26 protein-coding genes and 1 tRNA gene are annotated in these 26360 nt (G+C 35.2%); 11 read left to right on the top strand and 16 right to left on the bottom strand.

Annotated elements, in window-relative coordinates:
- Window positions 1-129 precede the first annotated feature (129 nt).
- Window positions 130-2244: an HD family phosphohydrolase gene (locus MUB18_RS12805; RefSeq protein WP_248753328.1), complete on the top strand. Its 2115-nt coding sequence runs from the start codon at window positions 130-132 to the stop codon at window positions 2242-2244.
- Between the two features lie 131 nt (window positions 2245-2375).
- Window positions 2376-2465, top strand: a tRNA-Ser gene (locus MUB18_RS12800).
- 119 nt (window positions 2466-2584) lie between these two features.
- Here MUB18_RS12800 and MUB18_RS12795 read toward each other — a convergent pair.
- The 3 genes from MUB18_RS12795 to MUB18_RS12785 all read right to left on the bottom strand — a co-directional run bounded on the left by MUB18_RS12795 (window position 2585) and on the right by MUB18_RS12785 (window position 5867).
- Window positions 2585-4093, bottom strand: coding sequence for a HEPN domain-containing protein (locus tag MUB18_RS12795; RefSeq protein WP_248753327.1), 1509 nt, complete (start codon window positions 4091-4093; stop codon window positions 2585-2587).
- A 141-nt stretch (window positions 4094-4234) separates the two neighbouring features.
- The gene (locus MUB18_RS12790) at window positions 4235-5410 is read right to left on the bottom strand and encodes a hypothetical protein (RefSeq protein ID WP_248753326.1); all 1176 of its coding nucleotides are present in this window, start codon (window positions 5408-5410) and stop codon (window positions 4235-4237) included.
- Entirely contained in the window at window positions 5397-5867 is a 471-nt protein-coding gene (locus tag MUB18_RS12785; RefSeq protein ID WP_248753325.1) for a hypothetical protein, read from the bottom strand. Before MUB18_RS12785 ends, MUB18_RS12790 begins: the two co-directional genes overlap by 14 nt.
- Before the next feature lie 168 nt (window positions 5868-6035).
- On the opposite strand from MUB18_RS12785, the gene MUB18_RS12780 reads away from it, so the two are divergent.
- Window positions 6036-6440, top strand: a complete 405-nt coding sequence (locus tag MUB18_RS12780; RefSeq protein WP_248755931.1) for a helix-turn-helix domain-containing protein — start codon at window positions 6036-6038, stop codon at window positions 6438-6440.
- A gap of 220 nt (window positions 6441-6660) precedes the next feature.
- On the opposite strand, the gene MUB18_RS12775 is transcribed toward MUB18_RS12780, so the two are convergent.
- On the bottom strand, window positions 6661-7023 hold the full coding sequence (locus MUB18_RS12775) for a winged helix-turn-helix transcriptional regulator (protein WP_045756547.1): 363 nt from the start codon (window positions 7021-7023) through the stop codon (window positions 6661-6663).
- A 96-nt stretch (window positions 7024-7119) separates the two neighbouring features.
- Between MUB18_RS12775 and MUB18_RS12770 the strand changes: the two genes are divergently transcribed.
- The 3 genes from MUB18_RS12770 to MUB18_RS12760 all read left to right on the top strand — a co-directional run bounded on the left by MUB18_RS12770 (window position 7120) and on the right by MUB18_RS12760 (window position 9425).
- On the top strand, window positions 7120-7650 hold the full coding sequence (locus MUB18_RS12770; RefSeq protein ID WP_248753324.1) for an NAD(P)H-dependent oxidoreductase: 531 nt from the start codon (window positions 7120-7122) through the stop codon (window positions 7648-7650).
- A 61-nt stretch (window positions 7651-7711) separates the two neighbouring features.
- Window positions 7712-8725, top strand: a complete 1014-nt coding sequence (locus MUB18_RS12765; RefSeq protein WP_248753323.1) for a hypothetical protein — start codon at window positions 7712-7714, stop codon at window positions 8723-8725.
- Between the two features lie 121 nt (window positions 8726-8846).
- A complete protein-coding gene (locus MUB18_RS12760; RefSeq protein WP_248753322.1) occupies window positions 8847-9425 on the top strand; it encodes a nuclear transport factor 2 family protein in 579 nt (192 codons plus the stop codon).
- 206 nt (window positions 9426-9631) lie between these two features.
- Here MUB18_RS12760 and MUB18_RS12755 read toward each other — a convergent pair whose 3' ends face one another.
- From MUB18_RS12755 to MUB18_RS12705, 11 genes are all read right to left on the bottom strand, one after another.
- Entirely contained in the window at window positions 9632-10564 is a 933-nt protein-coding gene (locus MUB18_RS12755; RefSeq protein WP_248753321.1) for a hypothetical protein, read from the bottom strand.
- A 4-nt stretch (window positions 10565-10568) separates the two neighbouring features.
- Complete coding sequence (locus MUB18_RS12750) at window positions 10569-11849, bottom strand: hypothetical protein (RefSeq protein WP_248753320.1); 1281 nt, start codon at window positions 11847-11849, stop codon at window positions 10569-10571.
- Between the two features lie 1238 nt (window positions 11850-13087).
- Complete coding sequence (locus MUB18_RS12745; protein ID WP_248753319.1) at window positions 13088-13786, bottom strand: SDR family NAD(P)-dependent oxidoreductase; 699 nt, start codon at window positions 13784-13786, stop codon at window positions 13088-13090.
- 60 nt (window positions 13787-13846) lie between these two features.
- Window positions 13847-14128 carry a TIGR03643 family protein gene (locus tag MUB18_RS12740; RefSeq protein ID WP_045752289.1) on the bottom strand — a complete coding sequence of 94 codons (282 nt, stop codon included), beginning with the start codon at window positions 14126-14128 and terminating at the stop codon, window positions 13847-13849.
- On the bottom strand, window positions 14128-15606 hold the full coding sequence (locus tag MUB18_RS12735) for a cryptochrome/photolyase family protein (protein WP_248753318.1): 1479 nt from the start codon (window positions 15604-15606) through the stop codon (window positions 14128-14130). Before MUB18_RS12735 ends, MUB18_RS12740 begins: the two co-directional genes overlap by 1 nt.
- Window positions 15594-16895 carry a DASH family cryptochrome gene (locus MUB18_RS12730; protein WP_248753317.1) on the bottom strand — a complete coding sequence of 434 codons (1302 nt, stop codon included), beginning with the start codon at window positions 16893-16895 and terminating at the stop codon, window positions 15594-15596. Before MUB18_RS12730 ends, MUB18_RS12735 begins: the two co-directional genes overlap by 13 nt.
- Window positions 16847-17002 (bottom strand): DUF2256 domain-containing protein, encoded by a 156-nt coding sequence (locus MUB18_RS12725; protein ID WP_084405251.1) that lies wholly within the window; start codon window positions 17000-17002, stop codon window positions 16847-16849. The genes MUB18_RS12730 and MUB18_RS12725 overlap by 49 nt, the downstream gene beginning before the upstream one ends.
- Window positions 17003-18319, bottom strand: a complete 1317-nt coding sequence (locus MUB18_RS12720) for an ABC1 kinase family protein (protein ID WP_045752286.1) — start codon at window positions 18317-18319, stop codon at window positions 17003-17005.
- Window positions 18320-18401: 82 nt separating this feature from the next.
- Complete coding sequence (locus tag MUB18_RS12715) at window positions 18402-19055, bottom strand: TetR family transcriptional regulator C-terminal domain-containing protein (protein WP_248753316.1); 654 nt, start codon at window positions 19053-19055, stop codon at window positions 18402-18404.
- 418 nt (window positions 19056-19473) lie between these two features.
- A complete protein-coding gene (locus MUB18_RS12710; RefSeq protein WP_045752284.1) occupies window positions 19474-20496 on the bottom strand; it encodes an LLM class flavin-dependent oxidoreductase in 1023 nt (340 codons plus the stop codon).
- Window positions 20497-20511: 15 nt separating this feature from the next.
- Entirely contained in the window at window positions 20512-22533 is a 2022-nt protein-coding gene (locus MUB18_RS12705) for a BCCT family transporter (RefSeq protein ID WP_045752283.1), read from the bottom strand.
- A 345-nt stretch (window positions 22534-22878) separates the two neighbouring features.
- Between MUB18_RS12705 and MUB18_RS12700 the strand changes: the two genes are divergently transcribed.
- Together MUB18_RS12700 and MUB18_RS12695 are read left to right on the top strand one after the other, a co-directional pair.
- Window positions 22879-23259: a hypothetical protein gene (locus tag MUB18_RS12700; protein ID WP_248753315.1), complete on the top strand. Its 381-nt coding sequence runs from the start codon at window positions 22879-22881 to the stop codon at window positions 23257-23259.
- A gap of 171 nt (window positions 23260-23430) precedes the next feature.
- The gene (locus MUB18_RS12695; RefSeq protein WP_094773452.1) at window positions 23431-24297 is read left to right on the top strand and encodes a cation diffusion facilitator family transporter; all 867 of its coding nucleotides are present in this window, start codon (window positions 23431-23433) and stop codon (window positions 24295-24297) included.
- 169 nt (window positions 24298-24466) lie between these two features.
- Here MUB18_RS12695 and MUB18_RS12690 read toward each other — a convergent pair whose 3' ends face one another.
- On the bottom strand, window positions 24467-24688 hold the full coding sequence (locus MUB18_RS12690; RefSeq protein WP_045752281.1) for a hypothetical protein: 222 nt from the start codon (window positions 24686-24688) through the stop codon (window positions 24467-24469).
- Window positions 24689-24873: 185 nt separating this feature from the next.
- Between MUB18_RS12690 and MUB18_RS12685 the strand changes: the two genes are divergently transcribed.
- The 3 genes from MUB18_RS12685 (at window position 24874) to MUB18_RS12675 (ending at window position 26359) form a co-directional block, all read left to right on the top strand.
- The gene (locus MUB18_RS12685; protein ID WP_094773454.1) at window positions 24874-25200 is read left to right on the top strand and encodes an ArsR/SmtB family transcription factor; all 327 of its coding nucleotides are present in this window, start codon (window positions 24874-24876) and stop codon (window positions 25198-25200) included.
- A gap of 77 nt (window positions 25201-25277) precedes the next feature.
- On the top strand, window positions 25278-25736 hold the full coding sequence (locus tag MUB18_RS12680; protein WP_045752164.1) for a DUF6428 family protein: 459 nt from the start codon (window positions 25278-25280) through the stop codon (window positions 25734-25736).
- Window positions 25737-25747: 11 nt separating this feature from the next.
- Complete coding sequence (locus MUB18_RS12675; protein WP_248753314.1) at window positions 25748-26359, top strand: protein-tyrosine-phosphatase; 612 nt, start codon at window positions 25748-25750, stop codon at window positions 26357-26359.
- The last annotated feature ends 1 nt before the right edge of the window (window position 26360 follow it).

Raw genomic sequence — 26360 nt, 5'->3', positions numbered from 1 at the left:
GAAGCCTCGAATTTAAATCAAAAAAATTAAATATAGCCCCGATTGCTATCGATAAAGAACTTAATAATAGGACATTTTTAAGTACATTTGCTTGAGTAATTCTTTATTATCCAACAACAATTCAATTCCGTGAGTAGATTAAAAATTAAATATAATCGCGAATCCGACAACAATCTTAACCTCATTCGTAAGATCAGTTTAATATTGGCGACCATTATTCTTATTTGTATATTCCTTCCCAAGCAAGCACGCTTTCGTTACGAATTTCAGAAAGGAAAAGTGTGGGATCATGAAAATTTAATTTCCCCCTATAATTTTGCTATTCTTAAAACACAAGAAGAATTAAATGAGGATAAAAAAAATATCCTCAAAACCATTCAACCTATCTACGATGTCAATTCGACCATCAGTAGAGAACAGATTGATCAATTTGAAACGGATTTAGCTGAAAGATGGCAAACCAATAAATTGGATACGACCCCTCAAAAAATCCAAGACTATAGAGCAGTAGGTAATGCGATATTATCACATCTCTATGATCGTGGTATCTTATCTCTTAATAATCGATTTCAAAATCGAAATGACGACAAAAGTCCCGCTGCAAAACAGTATAATTTTACCCTGATCCAAGACAAAGTAGCCACTCAAAAAAATACAGCCGACTGTTACACCATAGAATCATCCTATGAATATGCAAATTCAGTCCTCAACAATTCGTCCAAGATCTTCTACAAAAAGTGGCTATTAGAAACCTTAAAAAACTACATTACGCTCAATTACGTCTACAACGATCAACAAACAGAACGACTAGAACAAACAGCTTTAGCCAATATTTCCTCTACTCGGGGGGTGGTACAAAAAGGCGAGCTTATAGCCGAGAAGGATAAGATTATCAGCAATGAAACCTACCAAAAGTTAGAATCACTTCGTAAGATCTACGAAGACGAAGGTAAAATATCAGGTAACCAAACCTATGTTACCTTAGGTCAGTTTTTGATTATTTCATTAGCATTATCCATCTTATTAGTATTTCTCTATCTGTTCCGAAAAGATATCTACTACAACAACCGCCTACTTTCGATTATCATGATTGTGATCATCGGGATGCTCGGTGCGTTATCGTGGGCCATTAAAATTAAGATTCCCAATTTATACTATATCCCCTTTTGTTCCGTACCGATCATCATCCGGATTCTATTTGACTCAAGAGTAGCTTTAAACATCCATCTACTCATGGTATTGCTAGCCGCTTTATTCGTTCCCAATTCATATGAATTTGTTTTTTTACAATTTATGGCCGGTATAGTTGCGATCTATAGCATCAAAACTCTAGTTAAGAGAGAGCAGTTCTTTATTTCATCTGCGATTATACTCGCCACTTACCTCATTGCCTATTTTGGTCTTCTTCTCACACGAAATGGTTCCCTGAGTACGATCAATATCATGGACGTCATACCTTTTGTTGTCAGTGTCATGATTACCTTAATGGCATATCCATTGGTATACGCATTTGAGAAACTCTTTGGCATTGTTTCGGATTTAACGCTCATGGAACTTACCAATAGTAATTCCAAACTACTAAGAGAACTATCCTTTAAAGCACCAGGGACTTTCCAGCATTCGCTTCAAGTCGCTAATTTAGCGGAAGCTGCTATTTATAGAATAGGCGGAAATCCCCTACTCGTACGTGCAGGAGCATTATATCATGATATCGGAAAAATAACAAACCCACAGTTTTTTATTGAAAATCAAAAAACAGAAAAGAATCCACATGATGAGCTATCTCCAGAACAGAGTGCGCAAATTATTATTTCCCATGTCATTAAAGGAGTTGAAATAGCAAAGAGAAATCAACTTCCAGATGTGATTATCGATTTCATCAAAACACACCACGGTACCACAAAAGTCGATTACTTCTATAATTTATTTATCAAGAACAATCCGGACAAACTTGTTGACGAATCGTTGTATCAATATCCAGGGCCAATTCCTTATTCCAAAGAAACGGCAGTACTCATGATGGCCGATTCTGTAGAAGCAGCATCTAGAGCCCTTAAAGAGCATACAGAAGAGTCGATCAATACACTTGTCGATAAGATCATTGAACACAAATTAAAATTGAATCAATTTGCAAATAGTAACATCACATTGAAGGAAATCACGGAGTCTTCAAACATTTTCAAGGCCATGTTGAAGAGTATTTATCACGTCAGGGTTGATTACGATCTCAGTAAGAAAAAATAAGTGAAATTTATTGGATGAGCAATAAATTGACATACAATCGCTTACTAAAACCTTACGATTTTTTTTTATTTTTTTATAAAATAGACTTTGCAGAATAAAATAATTGCCTTATGTTTGCAATGTCAAAACGAGGAAGAGTGCCTGAGTGGCCGAAAGGAACAGTTTGCTAAACTGTCGTACTGGAAACGGTACCGAGGGTTCGAATCCCTCCTCTTCCGCCAAGACAAAATAAAGCCCGACTATTAAGTCGGGTTTTGTTGTTTATATACGTCGGTAAACGTAAGTTTTAACAAAAAGTATGAGACAACAAAAGTAATGGACAAAGTGAATGGCTTAATTGCTATTCTCCGCGAACCAATTTACCACACTCCTCAATAAAACGCTCACACCGTGCCTCATACCTGTAGACTTCGTCCCAATCCATATGTGTATTTCCTTTATAGCGAATATCCTTTACTGTGTTGACAAGATTATTGAATAAATCAATTTCTTCAATAGTAGAACGCGGGAAAATATCATTAGGAAAAGACCAAAAGCTACAGCACAAATCGTACAAGTGCATTAAGTTATATTGATAGGGCTTGTAACCTAAATAATACTCTAGCAATCCTAAGCATGCTTGCTCAATGGCTTGATTATATAACAAAACCTTCACACCAATCTCTTCCGACTCATCGATTCGAGCACCACCATGGAAAAAACCTTTAGCATTCTGTTCCCGATTATACCAAACCATTTTATCCTCACCTTCTGTTTGCACACCATTATTAACAATATTTTCATCAAAAACCGGATAGAAATGGAAGTTTTCACTACAAAATAATGTTTCTCTAAACTGTAAAACCTGATGAAAAAATGGACTATTATTATCCAATTGCTTCTGAACTTGGTCTTTCGTGAACGAGATCAATAATACCGAAGTATCAGAACTTTGATTCAAGTTGGCTTGTAAATTCGAGACTTGCTCTCTGATATCCGCATCACCGACAATAAGCAAATCATAATGATGGTCTCCATCATCTACAATTGTATGGATACCCTCCATAGAGAATGATCGTTTTCGCTGACCAAACAAGTAAATAGCCATGTCAATAGATAAGCTTTCTTTTATTCGATTTACAACATTATTCAAACGATCCTCATCTGACTCTTTAGTTACTTCAGTTTTCAATTGCGCATTTACACTTTTTAGATATGACGTACTAATCTCCTCAAACCTATCAATCACTTTTTCTATTGTCTTTTTTGAATACGCCATCAGAGCCTTCATTTTCGATTCTATTTCAATTAGCATTTCGATATCTACATAAAAGTTATCCTCATATCGAGTTGCTCGATAAATATTCTCAAGCATCTGCAACAAGTTTATATCCTCGTCATTTTCATCATCAAATATTCCATTATAGCCACCATCGATATCTTTCAAACACAAATGATGAGAACGTATCGAATGCGTGATTCTCTCTTTGCCTATAAGGAACAACTCTAGATTTCTATATGTTAACTCGATAACCTGATGAAGCATGAAAGAAGCAATTGGATATTTTCCAATCTCTTTAAAATGATAATAACCGTCTTTAAAATTATTGATTTTTTGTTGCTCCCTATCCAATAATCCAATAGCACGTTCCTTACATCTATTGAAATCAAAATCTTTTGGAATTATTTCGAATTTAGAATCTTCCCTTTTATATACCAGCTTATCAGGCTGACAAGATGTAAATAAGAAAAGGTTCCCCTCTCTTATTTTATTTTTTGCCTGAAAAGCGACATAACAAAACACTTTAAATTCCGAAAAATCTCTTATCGAGTTAACGATTTTAGGCACTAATTCACCTAAGGTTCTCACATACTTACTGGAGACTAGAATAATGAGTTCGTAAGGAGTCTGTTCTCGTTTATAGATACATCTGTTCGATAATGAATTTACCTGTTATGTTATCAACGACCGATGATAATTCCTCAGTGATAATTATATATTTTTCCATATTTAGAAAATATTTGGTTCGTATTTGGTCAATTCCTTCCAGAAAAGCAGTCCTTCAACAAAATTCAATACATCATCATTTTGACGATTTATTCTATAAGTGATTTTATTATTGCTTAAAACATCCTCTAGACAAAGCTCAAGTTGTATCCGCCATTCAGATATAGACTTCTTTTCAAATTTATCGTGAAGGAATTTCCAAGGTCTTTTAATCCATTCATAATTTGTCTTAAATAGCTGCCCTTTTTCAGTTTTGGGATATTCCCATTTCGTATTAAAATCAATTTCTTGATCTAGCAGTAATTGATAATGTTCCCAGTAATGATCTATAATAAAGAGAAAATCGTGGTAGTAATAAAGAATATTTGCAGGGTTGCTGTGCGATTTCCAAAAACCTTTACTATTTAAAATAGTCTTTGAAATGCGTATCGCTTGAATTATATCATCTTTCTTTGAATGCCAATGCATATCATTTATATTACTGTCATAATCGTACAAGGTATCCATTTCCATAAATTCTTCACACTCCGTATTTAAAACCTCGATATCGCGCTGAGATAATTCAAAATCTTTCTCATGCTGATTAATCAAGTGCAAACTACTTATCACATCAGTCATCTGTTGAAAAGCTGTCACAGTATAACTTTCAAATTCGTGATCATAGCTGACACAAGATGGCATCAAACCCTCAAATAACATATGAAACAGATTGCATCTAAATGAATTTAAACTATACGAATTATACAGATCATTCATTATTTGATAAGCATTGATAAGGGGATTATTATTTAACTGATAACCTTTGTGTTCACCGTTATTAAGCCCAATCTGATCATAAGGAACGCATATAAGCTCTGCTATCGTAAAATCAGGTCTTATTTTATGAATAAGCCATCCTGCTTCAAACAGACGCATTAATTTCTTATACTTCTTATAAATTACAAGAGGTGACTTGTATGTCATCCAGTAATTCCGTCGTATTGACAAGGTTAATATTTCAAATAATTCATCGTGAATCTCCCTTGCGGATGATAATTCTTTAAATGTATCTTTTAATACTAAAAACGGATTGGATATTTCTTTCTCAGTGAGCAGTGTGATAGAACTGCCATTATGTTCAACATGATGCATAATCAATTTATTAAATGGTGTTAGATTACTTCTGTTAATATTCAGCAAGAATTGATATTTCTTCCTTACGACATTTCTGCTCAAACCATCGTTTAAACCAATGTTGCTTATACATATGGTTATTCCTCCAGAACAACTCTAGATCTTCTCGATTCATACCGTTAATTGTATCATAGATTAATCGTTCTGCTTTCAATTCGTCAAACATTTGGTCGATCTGTTCTTCAGAATAACCTGGTTGTCCATACGCACAACTCATAAAAAATGCTCGAGCAGCATTCCGTCTTTTACTCTCTCCATCACGGTGATTAGAATAGCTTACCAGCCACATAAAATCTTTAAGAATAACTTCTACTTTAACCCCGAGAATAGCACAAATCATTCTAAAATTGCTTGGCACATTTAATTCATACTTTCTATCGAGGCTTGCGTACATTTCATCGATTTCATCGTAATTAGAAAATCTACCTGTTGTAGTGTTCTTCGTATTATTTTTCTTTTTCATAATTATTTGTATTTTGGTTTACACAAATAACCACAGAAAACCACTCGTACCGAACCAAAAACACTTGTAAATCACCAATCTGATTTGTAAAAAACAAGCAAAAATTTGTAAATTACCAAGACATGTAATTACAGTGTAACAAATGCAAGAATATTATTAACTTTGAGTATGAGTAAGGAAAACAAGATTGGACCAAAAATCAGCCGCCTACGTGAGTTACGCGGTATGAAACAAGAAGCTTTAGCCACTGCTTTGGGAGTAAGTCAGCAGACCATTTCCAACATAGAAAGAAGTGAATCCATAGAAGCAGATCTTTTGGCTCAAGTAGCCGAAATATTGGGCGTTACTCCAGATGCAATTGAGAATTTTAGTGAAGAAGCTGTGTTCAATTATTTTAATAGCTTTCACGATAATAGTGGTGCCGGTGCATATAGCACAAACTCCACATTTTCTTGCAATCCTGTAGACAAACTCATCGAAGTCTACGAAGAAAACAAAAAACTCTACGAACGCCTTCTTGAAGCCGAAAAATCGAAGGTTGAATATTTAGAAAAATTACTGAATAGTAAATAAGCTATTCTTGTGTATATTTCCATTGTACGACTCTCCGTTGCACAATGGAAATATCTTTTTAATAACAAAGCTACTTTCGGATAAAATTCTTGTCAAAAACTAGATTAAAGAACCGATTTTGGTGAATTATCTTGATCACTAATTTTTCTTAAAGTCAATTTCAATCATTTGATTTTCTAATAAAATAGAAAAGCGAATGATTTCATACAGGCATATTAGGTTATTTACCTGTCAATTTCTTATGGCTTTCTCCCCAAGCCTCTAACTCTTTAATAACAGACTTCAACGCATATCCAATTTCCGTCATTTCATATTCTACACGTGGCGGAACTTCAGCATAAACAGTCCGGCTGATTATTTTATTCTCTTCGAGCTTACGCAGTTGCAAAGTCAACATCCGTTCAGTAATACCAGGTAGTTTCTTCTTTAGCTCTCCAAATCTAAGTTTACCACTTAACAACCAAGAACATATCACCAATGTCCATTGACCGCCAATGATATTTGAGGCGTATGCTTCCGGACATTCATCGCTCAGAGCAGCCTTATTGGAAAAGTTGGTTGAGGTTTGTTTGATTTCACTCATTACTTACATTATTTATAGTACCTAACAATTAGCTGGCAATATACAAAACTTCATGTGGAACCCTAACTTTGTCTTCAACAAATGAATAATTGAAATATGAAAACTTTAATAATTGTCGTCCATCCTCATATAACTAAGTCGGTGATAAATAAGAGATGGATTGAGGAACTGCTTAAGTATCCTGAAAAATATACCGTACACCATTTACAAGAAAGTTATCCAGAGGGAAATATCGATGTTTTGGCCGAACAGCGCCTAGTCGAACAGTATGATAAAATTGTTTTCCAATTTCCTTTTTACTGGTTTAACTGCCCCGCTCTGTTAAAACAGTGGTTTGATGACGTGTTGACTCATGGGTGGGCATATGGCAGTCAAAGCGGATATCGGATGCATGGGAAGAAAATAGCCTTGGCGATATCTCTGGGCTTAGATGAAAACGATTTGAAGGGAGCAGGAAAATACAAATACACCTTACAGGAACTCACACGACCTTTTGAGTTGACTTTTCAATATGTCAAAGTTAATTACCAACCTCCATTTGCTTTTTATTGGATAGAGCACAACATATCGGAAAGCCATCTAGCACATGGTGTCAAATCATATTTGGAGTTTCTAGATAAATTTTGACAGACCACACGCTTAAACTGCATTGCTAAATGTAAAAAGTATATAATTTAAAAATTTCAAGATGGAATCACAGAAAAAACGAGTATTAATTGTAGGCGGTTACGGTATGGTTGGGAGTCACATAGCACGACTAATCAGACAAGTTGATCATCGCATCGAACTTGTTCTAGCGGGCAGAAATCCGCAAAACGGAATATCTTTAGCGAAGGAATTAAATCATACAGAAACAGCTTACATCAACCTTGAAGAAGGCTTCGATTTAAGTCACTTTCAAAAAATTGATCTGATCATATCAGCAGTGGATGATCATCGTAATATAGTAAGAGAGACTGCTATCTTAAAGGGCATTGCGTGTATTGCCGTCAGCGAATTAGCTGATCAAATTTCTCCCACAGCATTTCTAGGCCTGCACAAAACGATCATTGCGCCAGTTGTATACGCTGGACATTGGCAAGCAGGAATATTAACCCTTGTGGTTAAACAACTAGCGAATAAATTCAGCCATATAAAAACGATCGAAATTGCCGGGTTATTTGACCCAAAGGATAGTGTTGGACCGCTAGTTGCCAACGAAGTCAGTGGTTTTGTTGGTAATGCTCTGATCCGCAAGGAAGGAAATTGGCTATCATTACAAGCAAAGGAAAACCCGAGAACTATTGATTTGTACAATCATTCCTCAGTAATAGGTTATCCACTTAGCACACTGGATGTACCGAGCATTGCCGCTTTTACGAGTGCGAAAAATATTCGGTTCGATTTTATCACAGGGGAATCAATAGGTAGCAATAAAGGCTTGCAAGCTTCACATGATTTATACATTACGATTGAAGGCACCCTACTATCCGGCGAAAAAAGAAAACTCAGCACGATCGTATCGGGCCCGAGAGGAAATTCTCATCTAACCGCTGTTGGCGTATACTTGATTGCAGAAAAAATATTAGGACTTAATGGGCAGCCGGAACATAAGGTTGGAGGTTTACACCTTCCAGAAACTATTGTTCCAAGTCATAATATAAGTACCCGCTTAAAAGAATTCGGAATCGAAATGATGGAGGAAACCTCGGAAAGTTTGTAATACTTAATCCGGATATTCTAAACATTATTAAACTGAGCCATGACTTAGCAATAGGCATATGAAAGGCATAGCAAGGATCAAGATTAGAACTAATGAATTGGCGTCTAAATAAAATATTAACGTGAAAAAACTGACATTAACTATATCCATCTTACTAGTAGTCGGCATTACTGCACAAGCGATGAGATATCTTCCTAATCAAAACACATTCCGAACAGTTACAAATGCTCAAAATACGAATAACTGTAATGAAAATCACGGAGAAAGCTTGGAAATGGAATTATCTGACAGCAGTCTAGATACAAGCATTAATGAATCAATTCACATCAAAAAAGAAACAAAAATGAAAAATGCAACGATATTACATCAAGCAAATGAATTTGTTAAAAAGGGAAATTACGAGGATTTTCTAGCTCATTGTACACCAGATACAAAATGGGTTTTTGTAGGTGAACGTATCCTCGAGGGTAAAGATAAAGTACGAGCCTATATGAAAGAATTTTATGTGGAACCGCCTGTATTTACCGTCGAAACGACCATTGAAGAAGGTAGCATGGTAACCGTGACAGGTGAAATCACCTTGAAGGCGCCAAATGGCATTTATCACCACTATGATTATTGCGATATATGGCGCTTCGAAAATGGAAAAATTGCAGAATTGAAAGCTTTTGTCATAGAAAAGGAAAATCTTGACAAATGAATCAGTGAATAAAAATGAAACTAGATATTGATCCTAATATGGGCACTTTTGCTTACGATTATGAGGGAATTATAAATCTATTCAAAGCTGCCCACTTAAACTAAAAAAAGTACATGACTTCGAGATTTCGCAAGAAGATATCGGTCTCAAAATAATCACCCCTTACAAAAAACCATTGGTAATTTTTGTCAAGGGTGATTATTTTCCTATTTATAATTATCTGCAATCATTACTTTTTCTTCCTTTATATTCTGCATAAAGTCAGCGTATCCAATCGGTAACTTCTTTCTGTGGAAGTAAAAATAGAAGTCAAAGGAACCGCCGATAATGCCTTGACCTGGCAGGTATACAAAACGGTCAATACCCCGGTCAATTTCAAATTCATGCCTATGCTCATGCCAATTTGTATATGTCCAGAATTGATAAGCCAGTTCGTCATTACGCAATTTTATAACTTTAGATAAGTATTCTCTTCTATCCCGTAGAAAATCGAACCCCCCACTAGAATAAGAATATGGTGATTCTCCGATTGAATAGGGTGGAAATATAGAACCGCGGTATCTTTTCTTAAAAATTTGCTCCATCTCAATGATTGTGATCGGTTCCTGCTCAGTATTTATAGTTCCAAAAACATTTTGAAAAACAGATGGCCTGTTTCGGACAGCAAAAAATTGTAGTAGACAATGCTTGGATGCAAAGTATTTATTGTCTATTTTTTTTATAACCTGATATTCATCAAAATATTTGTTTTTTGCTCTATATTGTTGCTCATAATCCGAAAAAGTATTTAGTGACAGTAGCCTTATTAGATTCGAATGTGTGATTATATTACTTTTAATACTATCCATTTTAATTTCAATCCAATCGCTTTTACCTGATAAATCAGGCAGCACTGAAAAAAGCACTATATCGAGATCCATATCAACATACTGTTTCAGGCTTCTTTTTATGGTTTCTGATCCAGGAAAGGTCAGAGAAAAAAGTTCTACGTTCTTTTTGACACCATATAATTTTTCAGTCGATAATTTATAATGATTGACGGTATAGTCCTCTGCCTGATCCGGTATAATAAAGTATTTGACCTGTGCGGACGAATTGACCGTAATCAATAACAGCGGCAATAAAAACCAACATTTCATTTTCCTAGTTACATCTTGTACCCTCATTTCCATTTCTATGTCTTAAGTTCAAATCAATTTCTGCTTGTGTCATATTCGATACTATACCGGCTTTTGCCAATGCTAACGCATCAGCGTTACTCATTGAAGGATTAAATGATTTTATTGCATCAGCTAAATCCTTTAAAGAGGTTGCCATAGTGGAATGCTCAATTACATATCTATTTTCAACTAGAACATCTGTAGCAGACCATCCTGGATATAAAATTCCAAATTGAGATCCTTTACCTTCTTCCTCAAGTCTTACTTTCTCATTATGTAAATAGCCATGCAGAGCTTCATGAAAAAATGTAGCCGCAATATATTCCTGAGAGGCCTTAGAAAGCATTTGGCCATTTAAACTTATCGTTTGAGCTTTTCCTGATGGGTTATTATAGTTCCAAAAGCCATCAACTTCAGGTTTTATATTAGTACTAACTCTGAATGTTAAGCTATTATTTGCATTATTTTTAAATACACTGTTCAACCAGGTCGAAATCTTATTTTCTAAGTTAGGCAATTTTGCTAAGACTGCCTGTGCACAAGGATATCCTTCTAAAGCATCAATAATTTCATGGTCAGGATTAGTCGTTGACTCACCTTCAGCGCCATCTCCTCCGCTACTACCTCCGGCACCTCCATGTTCCATTGGATCGACAGTTTCGTAATCAATTGGTCCTCCTCCTTGCCCTGGATAATCAGTCCCCGTACGTGGTGGTTCACAACTGATCACATTTATCTCACCATTTACATAACCATACGTACATTTTCTGTCTGTTGACGAAGCTTTCAAGCCGCTTGCTTGTTTGACAAGTTCACCTTCTATAAAATATGCTTTCCATTGTTCGCCAGATAAAATAGATTTAGAAATAATCGTACCAGTATATCCTAATTTAGTATTTTCAGGAATAAAAGTCAACAATGTATACATCCAAGCATCTTTTGCTTTAATTGCTTTTATCCAAACCATGTTATGTATGGAAATTTGCCGCGAATCCGTTGACAATAGTTTTACCTTATCTAAAACATTTACTTTCACGTAAACAGTATCATCAGAGATTATTTTGTTCTGTTCCCAGTTAATGGATGTCTTAAAACTTTGAAACAGAAAATTGGAGTCCTTTTGGTGATAACCTGTTTGTTTCTCAAAATCAGCCTGCAAAGCTTCAATAGGATTTGACGAGCTCTTCTCAGGGAGCATACTGTTCTCATTTTTACAACTTACAAAAACAAGTATCAGCAAACAAAATAGTAAATTTATTTTCATGTATTATTCAATTATTGATTTATCATATTTAGGAACGATAGCATACGTTTAATTTAAAAACCAACATGATGGTAAAATGTCACTAGAAAATATAAAATGACTATAACATAACTATATAAAAATTTCTTTAGTAAATATATTACAATTATATATACAAAAGAAATAATTTTACATTAAAATATTTCTTTTATTATTTCTTGTTGAAAATCAGATGTTTTTGATTGAATCTTAACTGCTGGTCATAGCGATTTCAATCTTGTTAAGTTGGCATTCCTACGCTTTTATGATAGATAGCATAATATAGCAGATATGAAAAGCTGAAAAAGCCAAAGGAAAGACGATAAAAAGCCAATGAATCAGCAATAAGGAAAATTTCTATTGACTAAGTTACTAGTGGATCTACTGGAAGAAAAATATGCTTACTCTACGATTGATATTGAAAAGGGTCCGAATAGAACAAGAAGTATTTACCGATCATTTAAATATTCTCGCTGGTTTAAAGCAGTGTTAACCAGAGTAAGTATCATTTAATTTTACTTATTTTTACGCTTAAAAATTCTGCGTTTCTAGCGGGTAGTGTCTGCTTTTATAAGCTTTTCGTTTAAGTCCCATATCATAGGCATGGTCTTTAATTTTAGCTTTCATCAATTTGTCTTAAGGACGGTCGAATAAGACATTCAAAAGTACAGGTGGGTTTACAGCCCACATGCCGCAAAAGGCTACGGCATAAACCCGATATCGCAGTACAACCGATCCTTTACGGTGAAAATTTCTGTTAGATCATATTAAATCTTTTTCAATAGTTTCCAGAGAATCGATAATCTTCAATATCTTTTGGTTCTGCTTTCTGATTTGTCTGGGTCTTAGGAAAAACCACACAATTGCCAACCATAAGAAAGTTAATCTATAAGCTAAAAATGCTGCCATTGTTGACATGTATAAAGCAAATTCATAAAAATAAAAGGCAAAGCCAGCAGAAAGCATTTACTTCATATATTTTCCAATATACTTATTCAGAGCTTCTTCATTATATTTATTTTCTCCACCCTAGTATTCAACAAAAGTCCAGTTATTAACCTCTATTTAGTCAGTCATAAGAAACTGGTTTAAGAATATCAATACAAGCTAAAATTTCAATTAGGACTTTTCGCTAGTGTTTCGTTGAATTCAAAGCAGTAGATAAGTTTTTTTCTAATTCACTTGGATAATCGATGGGTTTTTGGTAAAAAAATAAATGATTACAATTTGATGTTGCTCATCCCCCCGTCAATTCCGATGATCTGTCCAGTAATCCAAGCTGAATTTTCTGAAAGTAAAAACTTGACCATTTCTGCGATCTCGTCACCATTACCAATTCTTTGCAGCGGATGTCTTTTTTCCGAAGCCTCCCGCTTTTCAGGTGTTGAAAGGAGTTGTGAAGCAAGTTTTGTGTCCGTTAAAGAAGGTGCGATTGCATTAACCCTAATTTTCTGAGCAGACAATTCTGCCGCCAGACTTTTAGTCAGACCTTCCACAGCACTTTTACTGGCCGAAATCGATGCGTGAAAAGGCATACCCATCTTAGCAGCCACAGAACTGAATAGTACAACCGACGCACTATCAGATTTTTTTAAATTAGGTAATAATTTCTGAATCGTTTTCACCGCACCCACAACATTAACTTCAAAATCATTTTTAAAATCATCAACTGAAAGTCTACTAAATGGCTTCAAATTAATACTTCCTGGCGCATAAACCAATCCGTCAATCACATCAGGAAAATTAATCTCGCCCAAATCTCCGGAGATAATATCCATGGGATGAAACTCCATATTCAAATTCCGAACTTCAGGATTTTCAGTTCGTGAAATTCCAATCACATGATGACTCTCTGATAATATTTTTGCAGTAGCAAATCCAATTCCTTGCCCACAGCCTATGATAACTATATTTTTCATATCCGTATATTTTATTAATATTAAATTTTACTCCTCCTAGGTTTGGGAAAAACAAAACTTTCAGCGTTTCGAAATTTTATTATGACTGATTGTTCGTTGTCTTGTACATTTAAACCTCACCATTTCAGGATTTCTTTTCATCAGATGTTTCTTGCTTACACTCGAATTCACCCTTTTTCTCCAAAGTCTAAAACTAGAAGGTTTCAATACTCTTCTCATCACTTCAATCACTTCAGATTCAGTAATTCCAAACTGAAATTCTATCGCTTCAAACGGCGTTCGGTCTTCCCATGCCATCTCGATAATGCGGTCCGTTTGTGTTAAATCAAATTCTTTCGTCATTATTTTAGATTTTTAATCGTCTGTTTTGCTATTTCGAGATGCTTGGATTTTTTCTCATCTTCCATTTTATCCAATGTGAGCAACATCATGCCAAGCCTCGGGTTTGTCTCAAAAAACTTGCGGTTATCATTCACAAAATTCCAGAAAAGACCATCCCATTTATCCGTCCAGTCACCGTCCATATAATCGCTCATTTTTTTGATATAGTTGCTTCCGCTGATGTACGGTTTCGTGCTCATTTTTCCGCCATCCGAAAAACTGCTCATCCCATAGACATTCGGCACCATCACCCAGTCATAAGAATCAATAAATAATTCCATAAACCATTGATAAACATCATCAGGATCAATTTTAAGGAGATTCATCAAGTTAGCCGCAATCATCAGTCGCTCGATATGATGGGCATATCCCGTTTCTAAAACTTTTAAAATTGTGTTGTCTACCGGTTTTATTTCTGTCGTTCCAGTATAAAAAGACTGGGGAAGCGTGTTATGATGTTTCCAGTAATTTTTATTACGCTGATAAGTTCCCTGATACAAATAAACTCCCCTCACAAACTCTCTCCAGCCTAAAATCTGACGCACAAACCCTTCCAAAGAATTGATCGGGATTTTATGTTCTTCAGCGTGATCGATTGCTTTTTTCAAAACACGATCCGCAGTCAAAAGTCCAATATTAAGCAAAGGCGAAAGCACGCTATGATGCAAAAAATGTTCACCACCCACGATACTATCTTCATACACTCCAAAATCAGCAAATCGAAATTCAAGAAACTGATTCAACCAATTTTCTGCTTGCTCGAAAGTAACAGGATACCGTTGATATGAACTTAAATTGCCATAGTGATCACTGAAATTTTGATTAATATATATTTTAGCTTCCTCAAAATACATGCTGTTTTCAGGAAAATTAATGAACGGCGCTTTTTTATTTTTAGGATATATTTTTCTGTTTTCCGTATCAAAAGTCCATTTTTCACCAATAGGCTTGCCATCTTTCATCAGAATATTTCGAAAAACGCGCTGCTGCTTGTAAAAATCGGTCTGATGATAGGATTTTCTATTCTCAAAATATACCTTAAGATCTTCCCGAGTATTTATGAATAAAGGACTCTCAAGAACTTCCAGTTCCAATTTGGTTTCCCTAATTCTTTTTTCAAGCCAATTGTCACAAACATCAGTAATGCGGATTTTCTCAAATTTTCCTTTTTCTAAATATTTAATCAAATTTTGGACATCAGAAAGTGGCGACGTACTTTCAATATATTCAACCTTAAATTTTTTTGTGATTAAATAACCCTCATAAAACTTCATACTCGCTCTATGCAAAGCAATTTTTTGTTTGTGAAATTTGTATTGATTAAAAAAGAGAAACTCTTCCAACAAAAAAATCGGCTGATCATTGTCCAGATAATCCGTATTTTTGAAAAGTTGATGCGGAAATATCAATTGTGCCGTTGATGATTTTACTGTAGCCATAAATTTCTGAATTTGTGGTTTGGATCGTACTGTTCGGCCTGTTTTTCAGCATTGAAAATTCTACTTCTTGGATCATTTCCAACACCTGCTAGATACATCCAATTTCCATAATTGCTATGAACATCATAGTCGATCAGCATTTCTTCAAAGTATGCGGCACCAATTCTCCACTCCTGTTTAAGAATTTTGCAAAAGTACGAAGCTACATTTTGACGTCCGCGATTACTCATCCAGCCTGTATTTTTAATTTCCAGCATATTGGCATTGATAAAATCAGAATTTGTTTCGCCATTTATCCATTCATTCACTAAATTTTGATCAAATTTAAATTGAACATCTCTTTCTAAAATTCCAACTTTAAGGAATATTTTATCCCGAAATCGCATTGAAGTATATTTAAAAAAATCACGCCACAATAGCTCAAAAACAAGCCAATAAGTTGACTCATTATATCCGAATTTCGACTCATATTTCTTGATTTCGTGGAAAATAGATACAGCAGACAAGCTTCCGTTTGCAAGCCAGGCAGAAAATTTGCTACTGTAATCTTCACCGATTAAACCATTTCTTGTCTCTTTATAACAACTTAGATTTTTAGTTTCAAAAAGATAAGCATTCAATCGTTGTATAGCTGCTGTTTCTCCACCCGAAAATGGAAAAGCCGTAGATTGATGCACTTCAAAATCATCGAAACCCAACGTTTTTAATGTGATGTCATCGCTTTCTATTTGCAAATCTAAATTTGGCCTTCTGTTCACTAAATGTTCACAATCAAATTCATTTCTAATTTTAAAATCTTTCTCAATTTTTTGTCTGAAATTAGTAAACAATAAAGGAATTTCATCTACTTTATCAGCCACGTAATTAGGTTGCAGCAACAGTTGGGAATAAGATTTAACCCATTTTACACCAGGTAAAATACGCTTGATTTTATTATACAAAACGACTTCTTCTTGAGTCCATTCACTTTGACAGAATATTTTTTCAATCTCAAATTGCCCCGAAATTTGATTAAATACATCCTGAGTTCGTCCAATTTTTTTAAGAAACGGAATATTTTTTTGATTTAAATTACTGTTCAAATCCAAAACTGTATCCAGCAAAAATTGAGCTCTGAATTTTCCAATTTTCTTAAAACCAAGTGGTCCCGAACAGAAAAAAGTTTCGTTAAAAATATATAGTGCAAGAAAAGTCAAATCTTCCTGCATGACGTTGAAAAGTGACTCGTTATCTCTAATTCTTAAATCGTTGCCGAACCAGAGAATGTTGATTTTTTGTTTTTCCGGCATCGTTCACTACAATATTTTACGTCGTCCCAATTTTTTTTCCATTTTTTCCGCCAATTGAAGCGCAATCCGCATACTTCACAAATCTTTGAAGGTAAGTTAGCAGGCATTTATTGAATGAAATTTTGATATTGATTGATGACGATATTTTGCGCTTTCAAATCATGCATCATATTATACAAACCAAAAAATGTTCGGTTCATATAAATAAAATGTTTCGAACCTCTGTTGGTGTTCATCCCTTTCATACTACTCAGTTTCGCATACCGCTGACCTAAATCTGCAATTTCCTGAAAGAAAGTTTCATCAGAAAAATCAAAATTCACCGTATTGAAAGGTCTTGTAAATAATTCCAGTAATTCGTAAAATAATTTGGTAAAAAATTCCAGTTCCTTTGTAGAGTCAGTGTCACACAAGATTTCCAACTGGTATAATTTTTCTTTGAAAAATTCAGGATTATCCAAATTCTCTCGTTTAGCCAATTCAAAATAAGGTTTGTAAAAATCATTCGGAATTTCCTTAATGCAACCAAAGTCAATCACAAGCAGCTTCTTATCTGTCGATACCAAAAAATTTCCTGGATGCGGGTCCGCATGCACCTGCTTCAGAACATGCATTTGGTACATATAAAAATCCCAAAGCGTCTGTCCGATTTTATTCAGATCATCCTGTGAATGATCTTGTTTTGTAAACTCTGAAAAATGCTTTCCGTTCATCCAATCCATCGTAATGACTCTTTCACAAGAAAACTCAGGATAATATTTCGGAAAATCCAGGTTCGGAAGATGAGCACATTTTTCAGAAATTTCCTGACTCCTTTTTAGTTCCAAATCATAATCAGTTTCCTCAAACAATTTATTTTCCACTTCCTGAAAATACGATTCCGAACCCTCTTTTTTAATGTTAAACATCTTCATCGCAATCGGTTTTACCATTTTCAGATCGCTCGAAATACTATCTCTAACACCGGGATATTGAATTTTGACAGCAAAATTTTGACCATCTTTCTTCGCTTTATGAACTTGCCCGATACTTGCCGCATTAACAGATTCAGTAGTAAACTCATCAAATAAATCCTCTGGATTTTTTCCAAAATATTTTCTAAAAGTTTTTTTCACCAAAGCACCAGAAAGCGGTGGAACAGAAAATTGCGATAAAGAAAATTTCTCAACGTAAGCTTGCGGAAGAATATTTTTCTCCATACTCAGCATCTGGGCAACTTTCAAAGCAGAACCTTTCAATTCTTTTAAAGAATCGTAAATATCGGTCGCATTATCTTCATTTAAAGTTTTCCGAGCCTCCTCCTCATCCTTAATAATTTTGTTTCCGTAATATTTGATGTAATTAACGCCAACTTTGGCACCGGCTTTCAACAAACTGCTTGTTCGTTCTAACTTTCCTGTCGGTATTTTATGGAGTGTTTTCATTTTAAAATTTCATTGTTAATACACTGAAGAATTTCCATTATTTTGATTGAAATACAGAAAACTTAAAATTCAGATTTGTCCTTTAAGCTTTTCTGAATGTTTCTTTGAATAAAAACTTACCCAGGTCGACTACTTTCCGCAAAGGTTCATTATCCATCAGTTCAAATCCTGTATCGATAGTCTTTTCAATGAAGATATCTGTTTTTTCAAATGCTGGAGAAGTATCTTTTTTCCAAAACTCGATAGCAGAAACCAGATGAAGCCAAAATGCTTCTTCTCTAGCTTTTTCATGAAAATTTCTCACATCATCTTGTGCCTCTTTAATCATGCTCCAATCGTTAAAATCAAACGTTTTGATAAAATCTCGATGCGTCTTTTTGAGTTGATTTGAAATTTTTGCGAAATGTAATTTGTCATTTCCTAAAATCATCAAAACCAGGGAACGATTCATCGTCATATTTTCAAAAAAGATAAAATAGACATTCAAAAGCTTTTCTTTCGACGTCATCTCATCCCCAATATGAGCCTCTGATGCCAATGCGACAGATTTATCAAAAAGATTAACCAACATTGATTTTTCAATCTGCTCAAAACTTGAAAAATAATCATAAAAATCCTTCTCTTCAAACCCATTGTCCTTTGCGAAACGATAAATATTTTTTGGTCTTTCGCCGTGATTCAAAATGTACTCTCCGTACAATTCAAATATTTTATCTGCTGTCATTAGATTTTCCATTTTTGTATTTATATCTTACATCAGACAATTTAGTAATAAATTATACTAATGCAATAAACAAAAGTATAATATTACACTATTTCAATGATTCAAAATAAGACTAGTGCTAAAAATATAGGGTTCAAGTCAACATGTGAGTCGATTTTGGAATAGCTACGATCCACTCATCTTCTAAAAAATACGAGAGCCACATTGAGGTTATGTGACTAAAAAGATCGATTTGCTCCCTTGTTCCATGTATGTTTTTATTTCCAGTGCATTAAAGGAGAGGTTTGCATTCTAGAAAATGTAAATTAGGAAAAGAATTTGATGTCACAACAAAAATTTAAAGTGCTAACAAATCCAGCTTACACATTTCCATTTTAGTATCTTTCTGATTGATTTTAGTAGGGTCCTTTTATAAAAGACCCTACTAAAATCAACGCCAACCTAATTCGGGAGCGATATATTTTAAAATAGTAGAAAGTACATGCACATTATAGTCAACGCCTAACGTATTGGGAATGGTGAGCAATAAGGTATCAGCTTCTTTGATAGCTTCGTCCTGAGATAATTCTGCAATAAGCTTTTCAGGTTCAGCAGCATAGCTTTTACCAAACACAGCCCTCCTATCCTGCTCAATATAACCAAAGCTATCCTTACCTTTTCCTTCATGTCCAAAATAAGACCGGTCTTGATCATTGATAAGAGCAAAAATAGATCGACTCACAGCGACTCTGGGTTCACGTTGATGTCCTGCTTTTTTCCAAGCTTCTTTATACAGCCTAATTTGTTCTGCTTGCTGGATATGGAATGGCTTTCCATTCTCGTCATACTTAAGGGTAGAACTTTGTAGGTTCATGCCATGTTCCGCTGCCCATACTGCTGTTGCGTTCGATGCTGCCCCCCACCATATCCTGTCCCGCAATCCTTCAGAATAGGGCTCCAATCGTAATAAACCTGGCGGATTCGGAAACATCGGATTGGGATTTGGCTTGGCGAATCCGACACCGTTCAATCTTTCTAGAAACTCCATGGATTTTTTACGTCCCATATCAGCATCGGTCTCCCCATCTTCGGTCCCATAGCCAAAATAACGCCATCCCTCAATTACCTGCTCAGGAGAACCTCTGCTTATACCAAGCTGCAGCCTTCCCTCTGAGATCAAATCAGCAGCACCAGCATCTTCAACCATATACAGAGGGTTTTCATACCTCATATCGATCACCCCGGTCCCAATCTCTATGTGTTTCGTCTTAGCACCGATAGCGGCAAGTAAGGGGAACGGCGAAGCCAGTTGCTTCGCAAAGTGATGTACCCTAAAGTACGCTCCATCAAGTCCTATTTCTTCAGCGGCTACCGATAGATCAATAGACTGAAGCAGCGTGTCGCTAGCTGTCCGTGCCTGATAAGATGGATGATTGGCCCAATGCCCAAATGATAAAAATCCTATTTTCTTCATACTAGCTTATCGTTTCTAATTTTCTTGAGTATTATTCTCGATACTAATGAACATTTCGTTAGACTCTTCAGCGATTATTTTAAGAAAACGGTCATAATGTTTAAGTACATCGCTGATTAATTCATTTTTGGTAAAATACTGCACATCGTATCCTTCACGTGAATCACCAAAATATGTTTTAGGAAAATAAGTCACCTTACCTTCCAGATCTGGCAAATTATCATCATCCACCATATATTCAGAGACAATCCTTTTTTGCCCCATAACTCCGTAGACAAAATTGTTGACAATGTCATGATGGATTTCTAAATTAATCTTTAAATTGTCAGGCATATAATTGATCTCAACAGCAATTCCGTTTAGTGCAAATTCATCCTTCAGTTCAGTGAATGCAGGCATTACCTGCTCTTGTATAAAAGTTTTTACAGACTTCTCCGTCTTAAAAGAAATAATTTGCTTCAGCCGTTGTTTCCAGAATTCACCTGACCAGGGGATTGTTGAAACAGACAATCCCTTTTCGTAGTAACGATAGTCGATGACAAGAGCCTTCATCAATGACACCACAAACAAGATCATAATAATAGCAAACGGCAAAGCAGTGATAAGAGTCATTGTTTGTAGCGCTTCTAGCCCTCCTGCATTCAATAACATTAACGACAATACGGCCAAAAGTACGCCCCAGAATACGATCTGCAGTTTAGGAGATTTACTGGAGTTTTTTGAAGATATACTGTCCATCACCAGCATTCCTGAATCCGCAGAGGTGACAAAAAATATCATAATAATTGAAATGACCGTAAAAGCTAAAATATTGGAAAGTGGCAGATACTCCAAAAATCTAAACATGAGAGCATCCGGATCAGAAACCAAGGCACTTAGTGCGCCGTTTGCAATATTAAAGTCAATCCAGATTGCACTGTTGCCAAAAACCGACATCCAGATAAAATTGAATAGTGTCGGTATGATCAAAACTGCTGCAATAAACTCACGGATACTGCGTCCCTTAGAAATTTTTGCAATAAAAAGCCCAACAAAAGGTGACCATGAAATCCACCATGCCCAATACAGAATAGTCCAGTTATAAAACCAAGGGAGTGTTTTATCCTCGTACACATGCGTATTGAAAGTAAGATCAAAAAAATTATTGATATAATTACCCAGTCCATTGGTAAAACTTCCGATAAGATAAACGGTCGGTCCTAGAATCAACACAAATAACAGGAGAATAATGACTGCTACCACATTGATATTACTTAAGATCTTAATTCCTTTATTAACGCCAGAAACTGCGGATAAAACAGCAAACGATACCAAAACAACAACGATTAATATCTGATAGATAAACCCTGTTTGCGGCAAAATTTTAAGAGTCTCCAATCCTGAATTTATTTGAACAACTCCAAATCCCAAGGTTGTTGTAATACCAAAAAAAGTGCTACATAGCGCAAATATATCAATAACATTTCCCCACTTGCCTTTGATTCTGTCTTTCAATAAAGGATATAAACAGCTGCGAAGCGATAATGGAAGCCGATACCGGTAAGTAAAGTAAGCTAAACATAGGCCAACAAGACCATAAATTGCCCAAGCATGAATTCCCCAGTGGAAAAAGGTATAAAGTTGTGCATTTTTTGCTCTGCTTATAACTTGACTTTCAGAAAAAGCATCCGTAGCATAATGTTGCATCGGTTCTGCCACACTGAAATACATCAAACCGATTCCCATACCGGCAGCAAAAAGCATAGAGATCCATGAAAAAAAAGAATGTTCGGGCCTGCTGTCGTTGGTGCCCAGTCTAATTTTTCCATACTTACTAAACATCAGAAATACCAGAAAAATTACAAATACCGTCACACACCATACATATACCCAGTTCAGATTAACAAAAATAAAATTTTTAATTTCATCCAGAACAGCCTTGATTTCAACAGGAAACAAGACCGAGAAAAGACATATTCCTATTATAAATATTAAGCTGGGTATGGTAACTCCTTTATCGAATGTAAATTTGAGCTTCGTTTGTTTTGATGAATTCATAATAGAGAGAGAATTTTTACAATACTTTCAAATATACAATTTTTACAATAGCCCATATTATAATTTAATTTAAAATTAATCAACATCATTCAAACACTTATAGAAAAATTTCACCTCATTCTGGGAAATGAATAGTTTACCTTGGAAATCGTTATTGAATGATGATCTCCTAAATGTTATATTAAATTGGATATGGCAGAGTAGTCCGCTGTCATTAAAAATAGATAAGATTTAAAATATGTGGAATACTAAATAAAGCCACACTGATATTCTCATCTAATTTTTTTATGGTTTTAGTACATCAATCCGTTTTAAAACAGCGCAAAAACCATTACATTTGTCCACGTGAAAAATCTTTCAATCATATTAATATTGTCTCTTTATTTATTCTCTACGACAGAATTAATTCAGTTATTGAAGATACCCATATTGATATCACATTGCGTTGAGCATCAAAAAAATAACAGCAAACTAACGATAGGACAGTTTTTGTTCGATCATTACAATAAGCACGATCAAGATGGTGATACAGATACCGATCAGAAACTGCCCTTTATTAAGCATGCTAATTCTTTGAATGTAACAGCCATCTACTGTCGAGTTTCCACCCAGCTACCACAGCTGATGTCCAATATTTTCTTCGAAAAAAAGGCGTTTTTTCATGATGATCAAGACCGCGTCAGTACGTACATCAATCATATTTGGCAACCACCAAAGCTACTCTAATCATTTTTTTTAAAATCTCATACCTCACCTACATCGAGTTGAATAATGTTGATTAGCATCATCCTATTTGATGCACCCCTTTACTATTATGCATGTGATATTATATCGCGATGCAGTTAAAGGATCGTATTTTTATATAGAATTTTAATGTGACAATAAAAGAGCAGTAACATGTCAAATGAACAAACAGCTATAAAAGCAACATATTTTAGTATAGTCGGAAATTTTTTACTTGCAGTTCTGAAATGGTTAGCAGGTTATTTCGGTAATTCATACGCCCTTATTGCCGACGCAATAGAATCAACCACAGATATTTTTTCTTCATTCCTGGTATTACTTGGGTTAAAATATGCCAAAAGACCTGCCGACGAAAATCATCCATACGGGCATGGTCGTATTGAACCACTGATTACATTTGCAGTAGTTGGTTTCCTCATTATTTCAGCCACTATAATTGCCTATGAGAGTATTCAAAATATTGGCAAACCACACGAATTACCAAAACCTTGGACACTCATTGTTTTACTGACCATCATCATATGGAAGGAAATATCGTATCGTATTGTCATAAAAAAGAGCAAAGAAACCGGAAGCTCCTCACTCAAAGCTGACGCTTGGCATCATCGTAGCGACGCCATAACCTCAGTAGCTGCCTTCATCGGCATTTCAATAGCATTGATTTTAGGAAAAGGATATGAAAGTGCCGATGACTTCGCTGCGCTTTTTGCATCAGGATTTATTTTATACAATTGTTATCTGATTTTCCGACCAGCATTAGCAGAAATTATGGATGAAAACCTTTACGAAGATCTCATTGCAGATATTCGTATCCATTCTTTAAAAGTCGAAGGAATATTAGATACAGAAAAATGTTTCGTTCGAAAATCAGGTACAAAACATCTTGTCGATCTACACGCAATTGTCAATGGCGATATAACAGTGAAGGAAGGCCATATCTTAGCGCATAATTTGCAGGCATATCTCCAGCAAGAAATGCCGCAACTGGGAAATATTTTGATCCATGTAGAACCCAATTGATCGATAACATCGATCAAGAAGTATAGCATATAGTCATGTAATGATACGGATAGATCATTCTCGATTTCTCCAATAGGTATCTGCCCCATTTTTCCATAATCATTTTTATACAAAAAAGGCTATCCGCAATGGATAGCCATAAAAGATATCCTTCTTCCAAATGATGACCTTATAAATTTATCAATCTAGCCACCTCTTCTGCTGATTCAATAACGTCAAATGACGTCGTACCATGAGTGGAAGAAACGATGCAAAAAATAGTCGTAAGAGATTTACCCTGATAATCATTTTGTACGAAATGAACGATATTTTCCGCTATAAAATAGATCGGTCTCTCTACTACCTCATCACCTTTTTTAACCCGCTGAGTTAATTTAATTGATTTAGCCATATTAAGTATTATTGGTTGCACTAAATATACTAAAATCAAAGCCTTATTCCAATATCGACATATCCTTCTGCCCCATTCACCAAAACAAATACGCAAAATTATTTAATTTGTACACCTAATTATTTTAAAAAAAATTGAAAAGTAAATAATTAATCGTAATATTGCGATATACAAATAATATCAATATGGGAGTTACCAGAGCAGATCTTTTTACAGACGAACAAAATCACATGGCCAATATCATTAAAGCACTTGGACATCCTGCACGTATTGCCATTATTGAATACTTATTAAAAGTAAATGTATGTATATGTAGTGACATCGTAGATGAACTGCCCTTAGCGCAGTCAACCATATCGCAGCATCTCAAAGAGTTGAAAAATGCAGGACTCATCAAGGGAAATATAGAAGGAACATCCATATGTTATTGTATAGATGAGAAAACCTTTGGATTTTTAAAAAATTACTTTGGTCAAATCGTTGTCAATACCCAAAATCAAAAATGCTGTTAAGACAATACTTCATCCTGTAGCATAAATTTTTTTATTCATACACATCGCAATATAGCGATATACAAATTATATAACATATGAAATTATCAGACATCAAAAAAATTCTACCGACATTAGAACATGTGATCTTTCAACTAGCAGATGGAACTGCTGTTCCAGCACATGTTCATGTCACAGAAGTAGGGCAAATCAGTAAAAATTTTATCGATTGTGGAGGTACCATCCGAGTAGAGCATACTGTAAATTTTCAATTGTGGAATGCCGACGACTACGAGCATCGCTTGAAACCAGATAAATTGTTGCATATTATTCAATTGTCAGAAGAAAAACTACAGATCGGCGATTACGAAATCGAAGTAGAATATCAACGCGATACCATTGGAAAATACAGCTTAGATTTCGATGGAAAAAACTTGGTACTCATAAATAAAACCACGGCCTGCTTGGCGTTAGAATCGTGTGGTATTCCCTTAAAACCATTACATGTGGTAGCATCTACAAGTAATTCATGTACTCCTGGCTCTGGCTGCTGCTAATCAGTAAAAATATGAATCCAAAATTAGACATCACGATCAAAAGCATCGTTCATACAGCAATCGATCAAGAGCGTAAAGCTATTTTACAGCCCTTGATTGACTTTATCCAGCTCAAGGTGAATCAAGATACAGAAGTCAATTTAAACTTCATCTGTACGCACAATTCAAGGCGAAGTCACCTGTGTCAGATCTGGTCGCAACTAGCTGCAAGGTACTATCAAATTCCAAAGACATCTTGTTATTCTGGAGGTACAGAAGCAACTGCACTATTTCCAAAAGTAGTAGAAATACTGAAAGAAGAAGGCATGCAAATCGATATGATCGCCGACACTGCCAATCCCATATATGCAATCAAATTTGATCAAAATGCAGCACCTCTGATTGGCTTCTCTAAGCAGTATGATAACAACTTCAACCCACAATCCCATTTTGCTGCGATTATGACCTGCTCACACGCAGATCAGGGCTGTCCTTATATCCCTGCTGCTGAAAAAAGAATTTCAGTCACATTTGAAGATCCCAAAATAGCTGATGGTACCGAGCAGCAAGATGAAGTATACAGAGCACGAAGTTTAGAAATTGCCTCACAAATGTTTTATGTCTTTTCTCAAATCAAAAAATAAG

The organism is Sphingobacterium sp. PCS056 (assembly GCF_023273895.1).
GTDB lineage: Bacteria > Bacteroidota > Bacteroidia > Sphingobacteriales > Sphingobacteriaceae > Sphingobacterium.
This window is presented reverse-complemented; position numbering and strand designations above follow the sequence as displayed.

What these genes read in the sequence shown, in the direction of transcription:
- MUB18_RS12715 (WP_248753316.1), bottom strand. Translation starts at nt 19,055, where the DNA reads ATGGAAAATCTAATGACAGCAGATAAAATATTTGAATTGTACGGAGAG.
- MUB18_RS12720 (WP_045752286.1), bottom strand. Translation starts at nt 18,319, where the DNA reads ATGAAAACACTCCATAAAATACCGACAGGAAAGTTAGAACGAACAAGC.
- MUB18_RS12780 (WP_248755931.1), top strand. Translation starts at nt 6,036, where the DNA reads ATGAGTAAGGAAAACAAGATTGGACCAAAAATCAGCCGCCTACGTGAG.
- MUB18_RS12690 (WP_045752281.1), bottom strand. Translation starts at nt 24,688, where the DNA reads ATGGCTAAATCAATTAAATTAACTCAGCGGGTTAAAAAAGGTGATGAG.
- MUB18_RS12745 (WP_248753319.1), bottom strand. Translation starts at nt 13,786, where the DNA reads ATGAAAAATATAGTTATCATAGGCTGTGGGCAAGGAATTGGATTTGCT.
- MUB18_RS12785 (WP_248753325.1), bottom strand. Translation starts at nt 5,867, where the DNA reads ATGAAAAAGAAAAATAATACGAAGAACACTACAACAGGTAGATTTTCT.
- MUB18_RS12725 (WP_084405251.1), bottom strand. Translation starts at nt 17,002, where the DNA reads ATGCCTGCTAACTTACCTTCAAAGATTTGTGAAGTATGCGGATTGCGC.
- MUB18_RS12695 (WP_094773452.1), top strand. Translation starts at nt 23,431, where the DNA reads ATGTCAAATGAACAAACAGCTATAAAAGCAACATATTTTAGTATAGTC.
- MUB18_RS12740 (WP_045752289.1), bottom strand. Translation starts at nt 14,128, where the DNA reads ATGACGAAAGAATTTGATTTAACACAAACGGACCGCATTATCGAGATG.
- MUB18_RS12730 (WP_248753317.1), bottom strand. Translation starts at nt 16,895, where the DNA reads ATGCCGGAAAAACAAAAAATCAACATTCTCTGGTTCGGCAACGATTTA.
- MUB18_RS12770 (WP_248753324.1), top strand. Translation starts at nt 7,120, where the DNA reads ATGAAAACTTTAATAATTGTCGTCCATCCTCATATAACTAAGTCGGTG.
- MUB18_RS12735 (WP_248753318.1), bottom strand. Translation starts at nt 15,606, where the DNA reads ATGGCTACAGTAAAATCATCAACGGCACAATTGATATTTCCGCATCAA.
- MUB18_RS12685 (WP_094773454.1), top strand. Translation starts at nt 24,874, where the DNA reads ATGGGAGTTACCAGAGCAGATCTTTTTACAGACGAACAAAATCACATG.
- MUB18_RS12705 (WP_045752283.1), bottom strand. Translation starts at nt 22,533, where the DNA reads ATGAATTCATCAAAACAAACGAAGCTCAAATTTACATTCGATAAAGGA.
- MUB18_RS12775 (WP_045756547.1), bottom strand. Translation starts at nt 7,023, where the DNA reads ATGAGTGAAATCAAACAAACCTCAACCAACTTTTCCAATAAGGCTGCT.
- MUB18_RS12675 (WP_248753314.1), top strand. Translation starts at nt 25,748, where the DNA reads ATGAATCCAAAATTAGACATCACGATCAAAAGCATCGTTCATACAGCA.
- MUB18_RS12755 (WP_248753321.1), bottom strand. Translation starts at nt 10,564, where the DNA reads ATGAAATGTTGGTTTTTATTGCCGCTGTTATTGATTACGGTCAATTCG.
- MUB18_RS12710 (WP_045752284.1), bottom strand. Translation starts at nt 20,496, where the DNA reads ATGAAGAAAATAGGATTTTTATCATTTGGGCATTGGGCCAATCATCCA.
- MUB18_RS12765 (WP_248753323.1), top strand. Translation starts at nt 7,712, where the DNA reads ATGGAATCACAGAAAAAACGAGTATTAATTGTAGGCGGTTACGGTATG.
- MUB18_RS12750 (WP_248753320.1), bottom strand. Translation starts at nt 11,849, where the DNA reads ATGAAAATAAATTTACTATTTTGTTTGCTGATACTTGTTTTTGTAAGT.
- MUB18_RS12680 (WP_045752164.1), top strand. Translation starts at nt 25,278, where the DNA reads ATGAAATTATCAGACATCAAAAAAATTCTACCGACATTAGAACATGTG.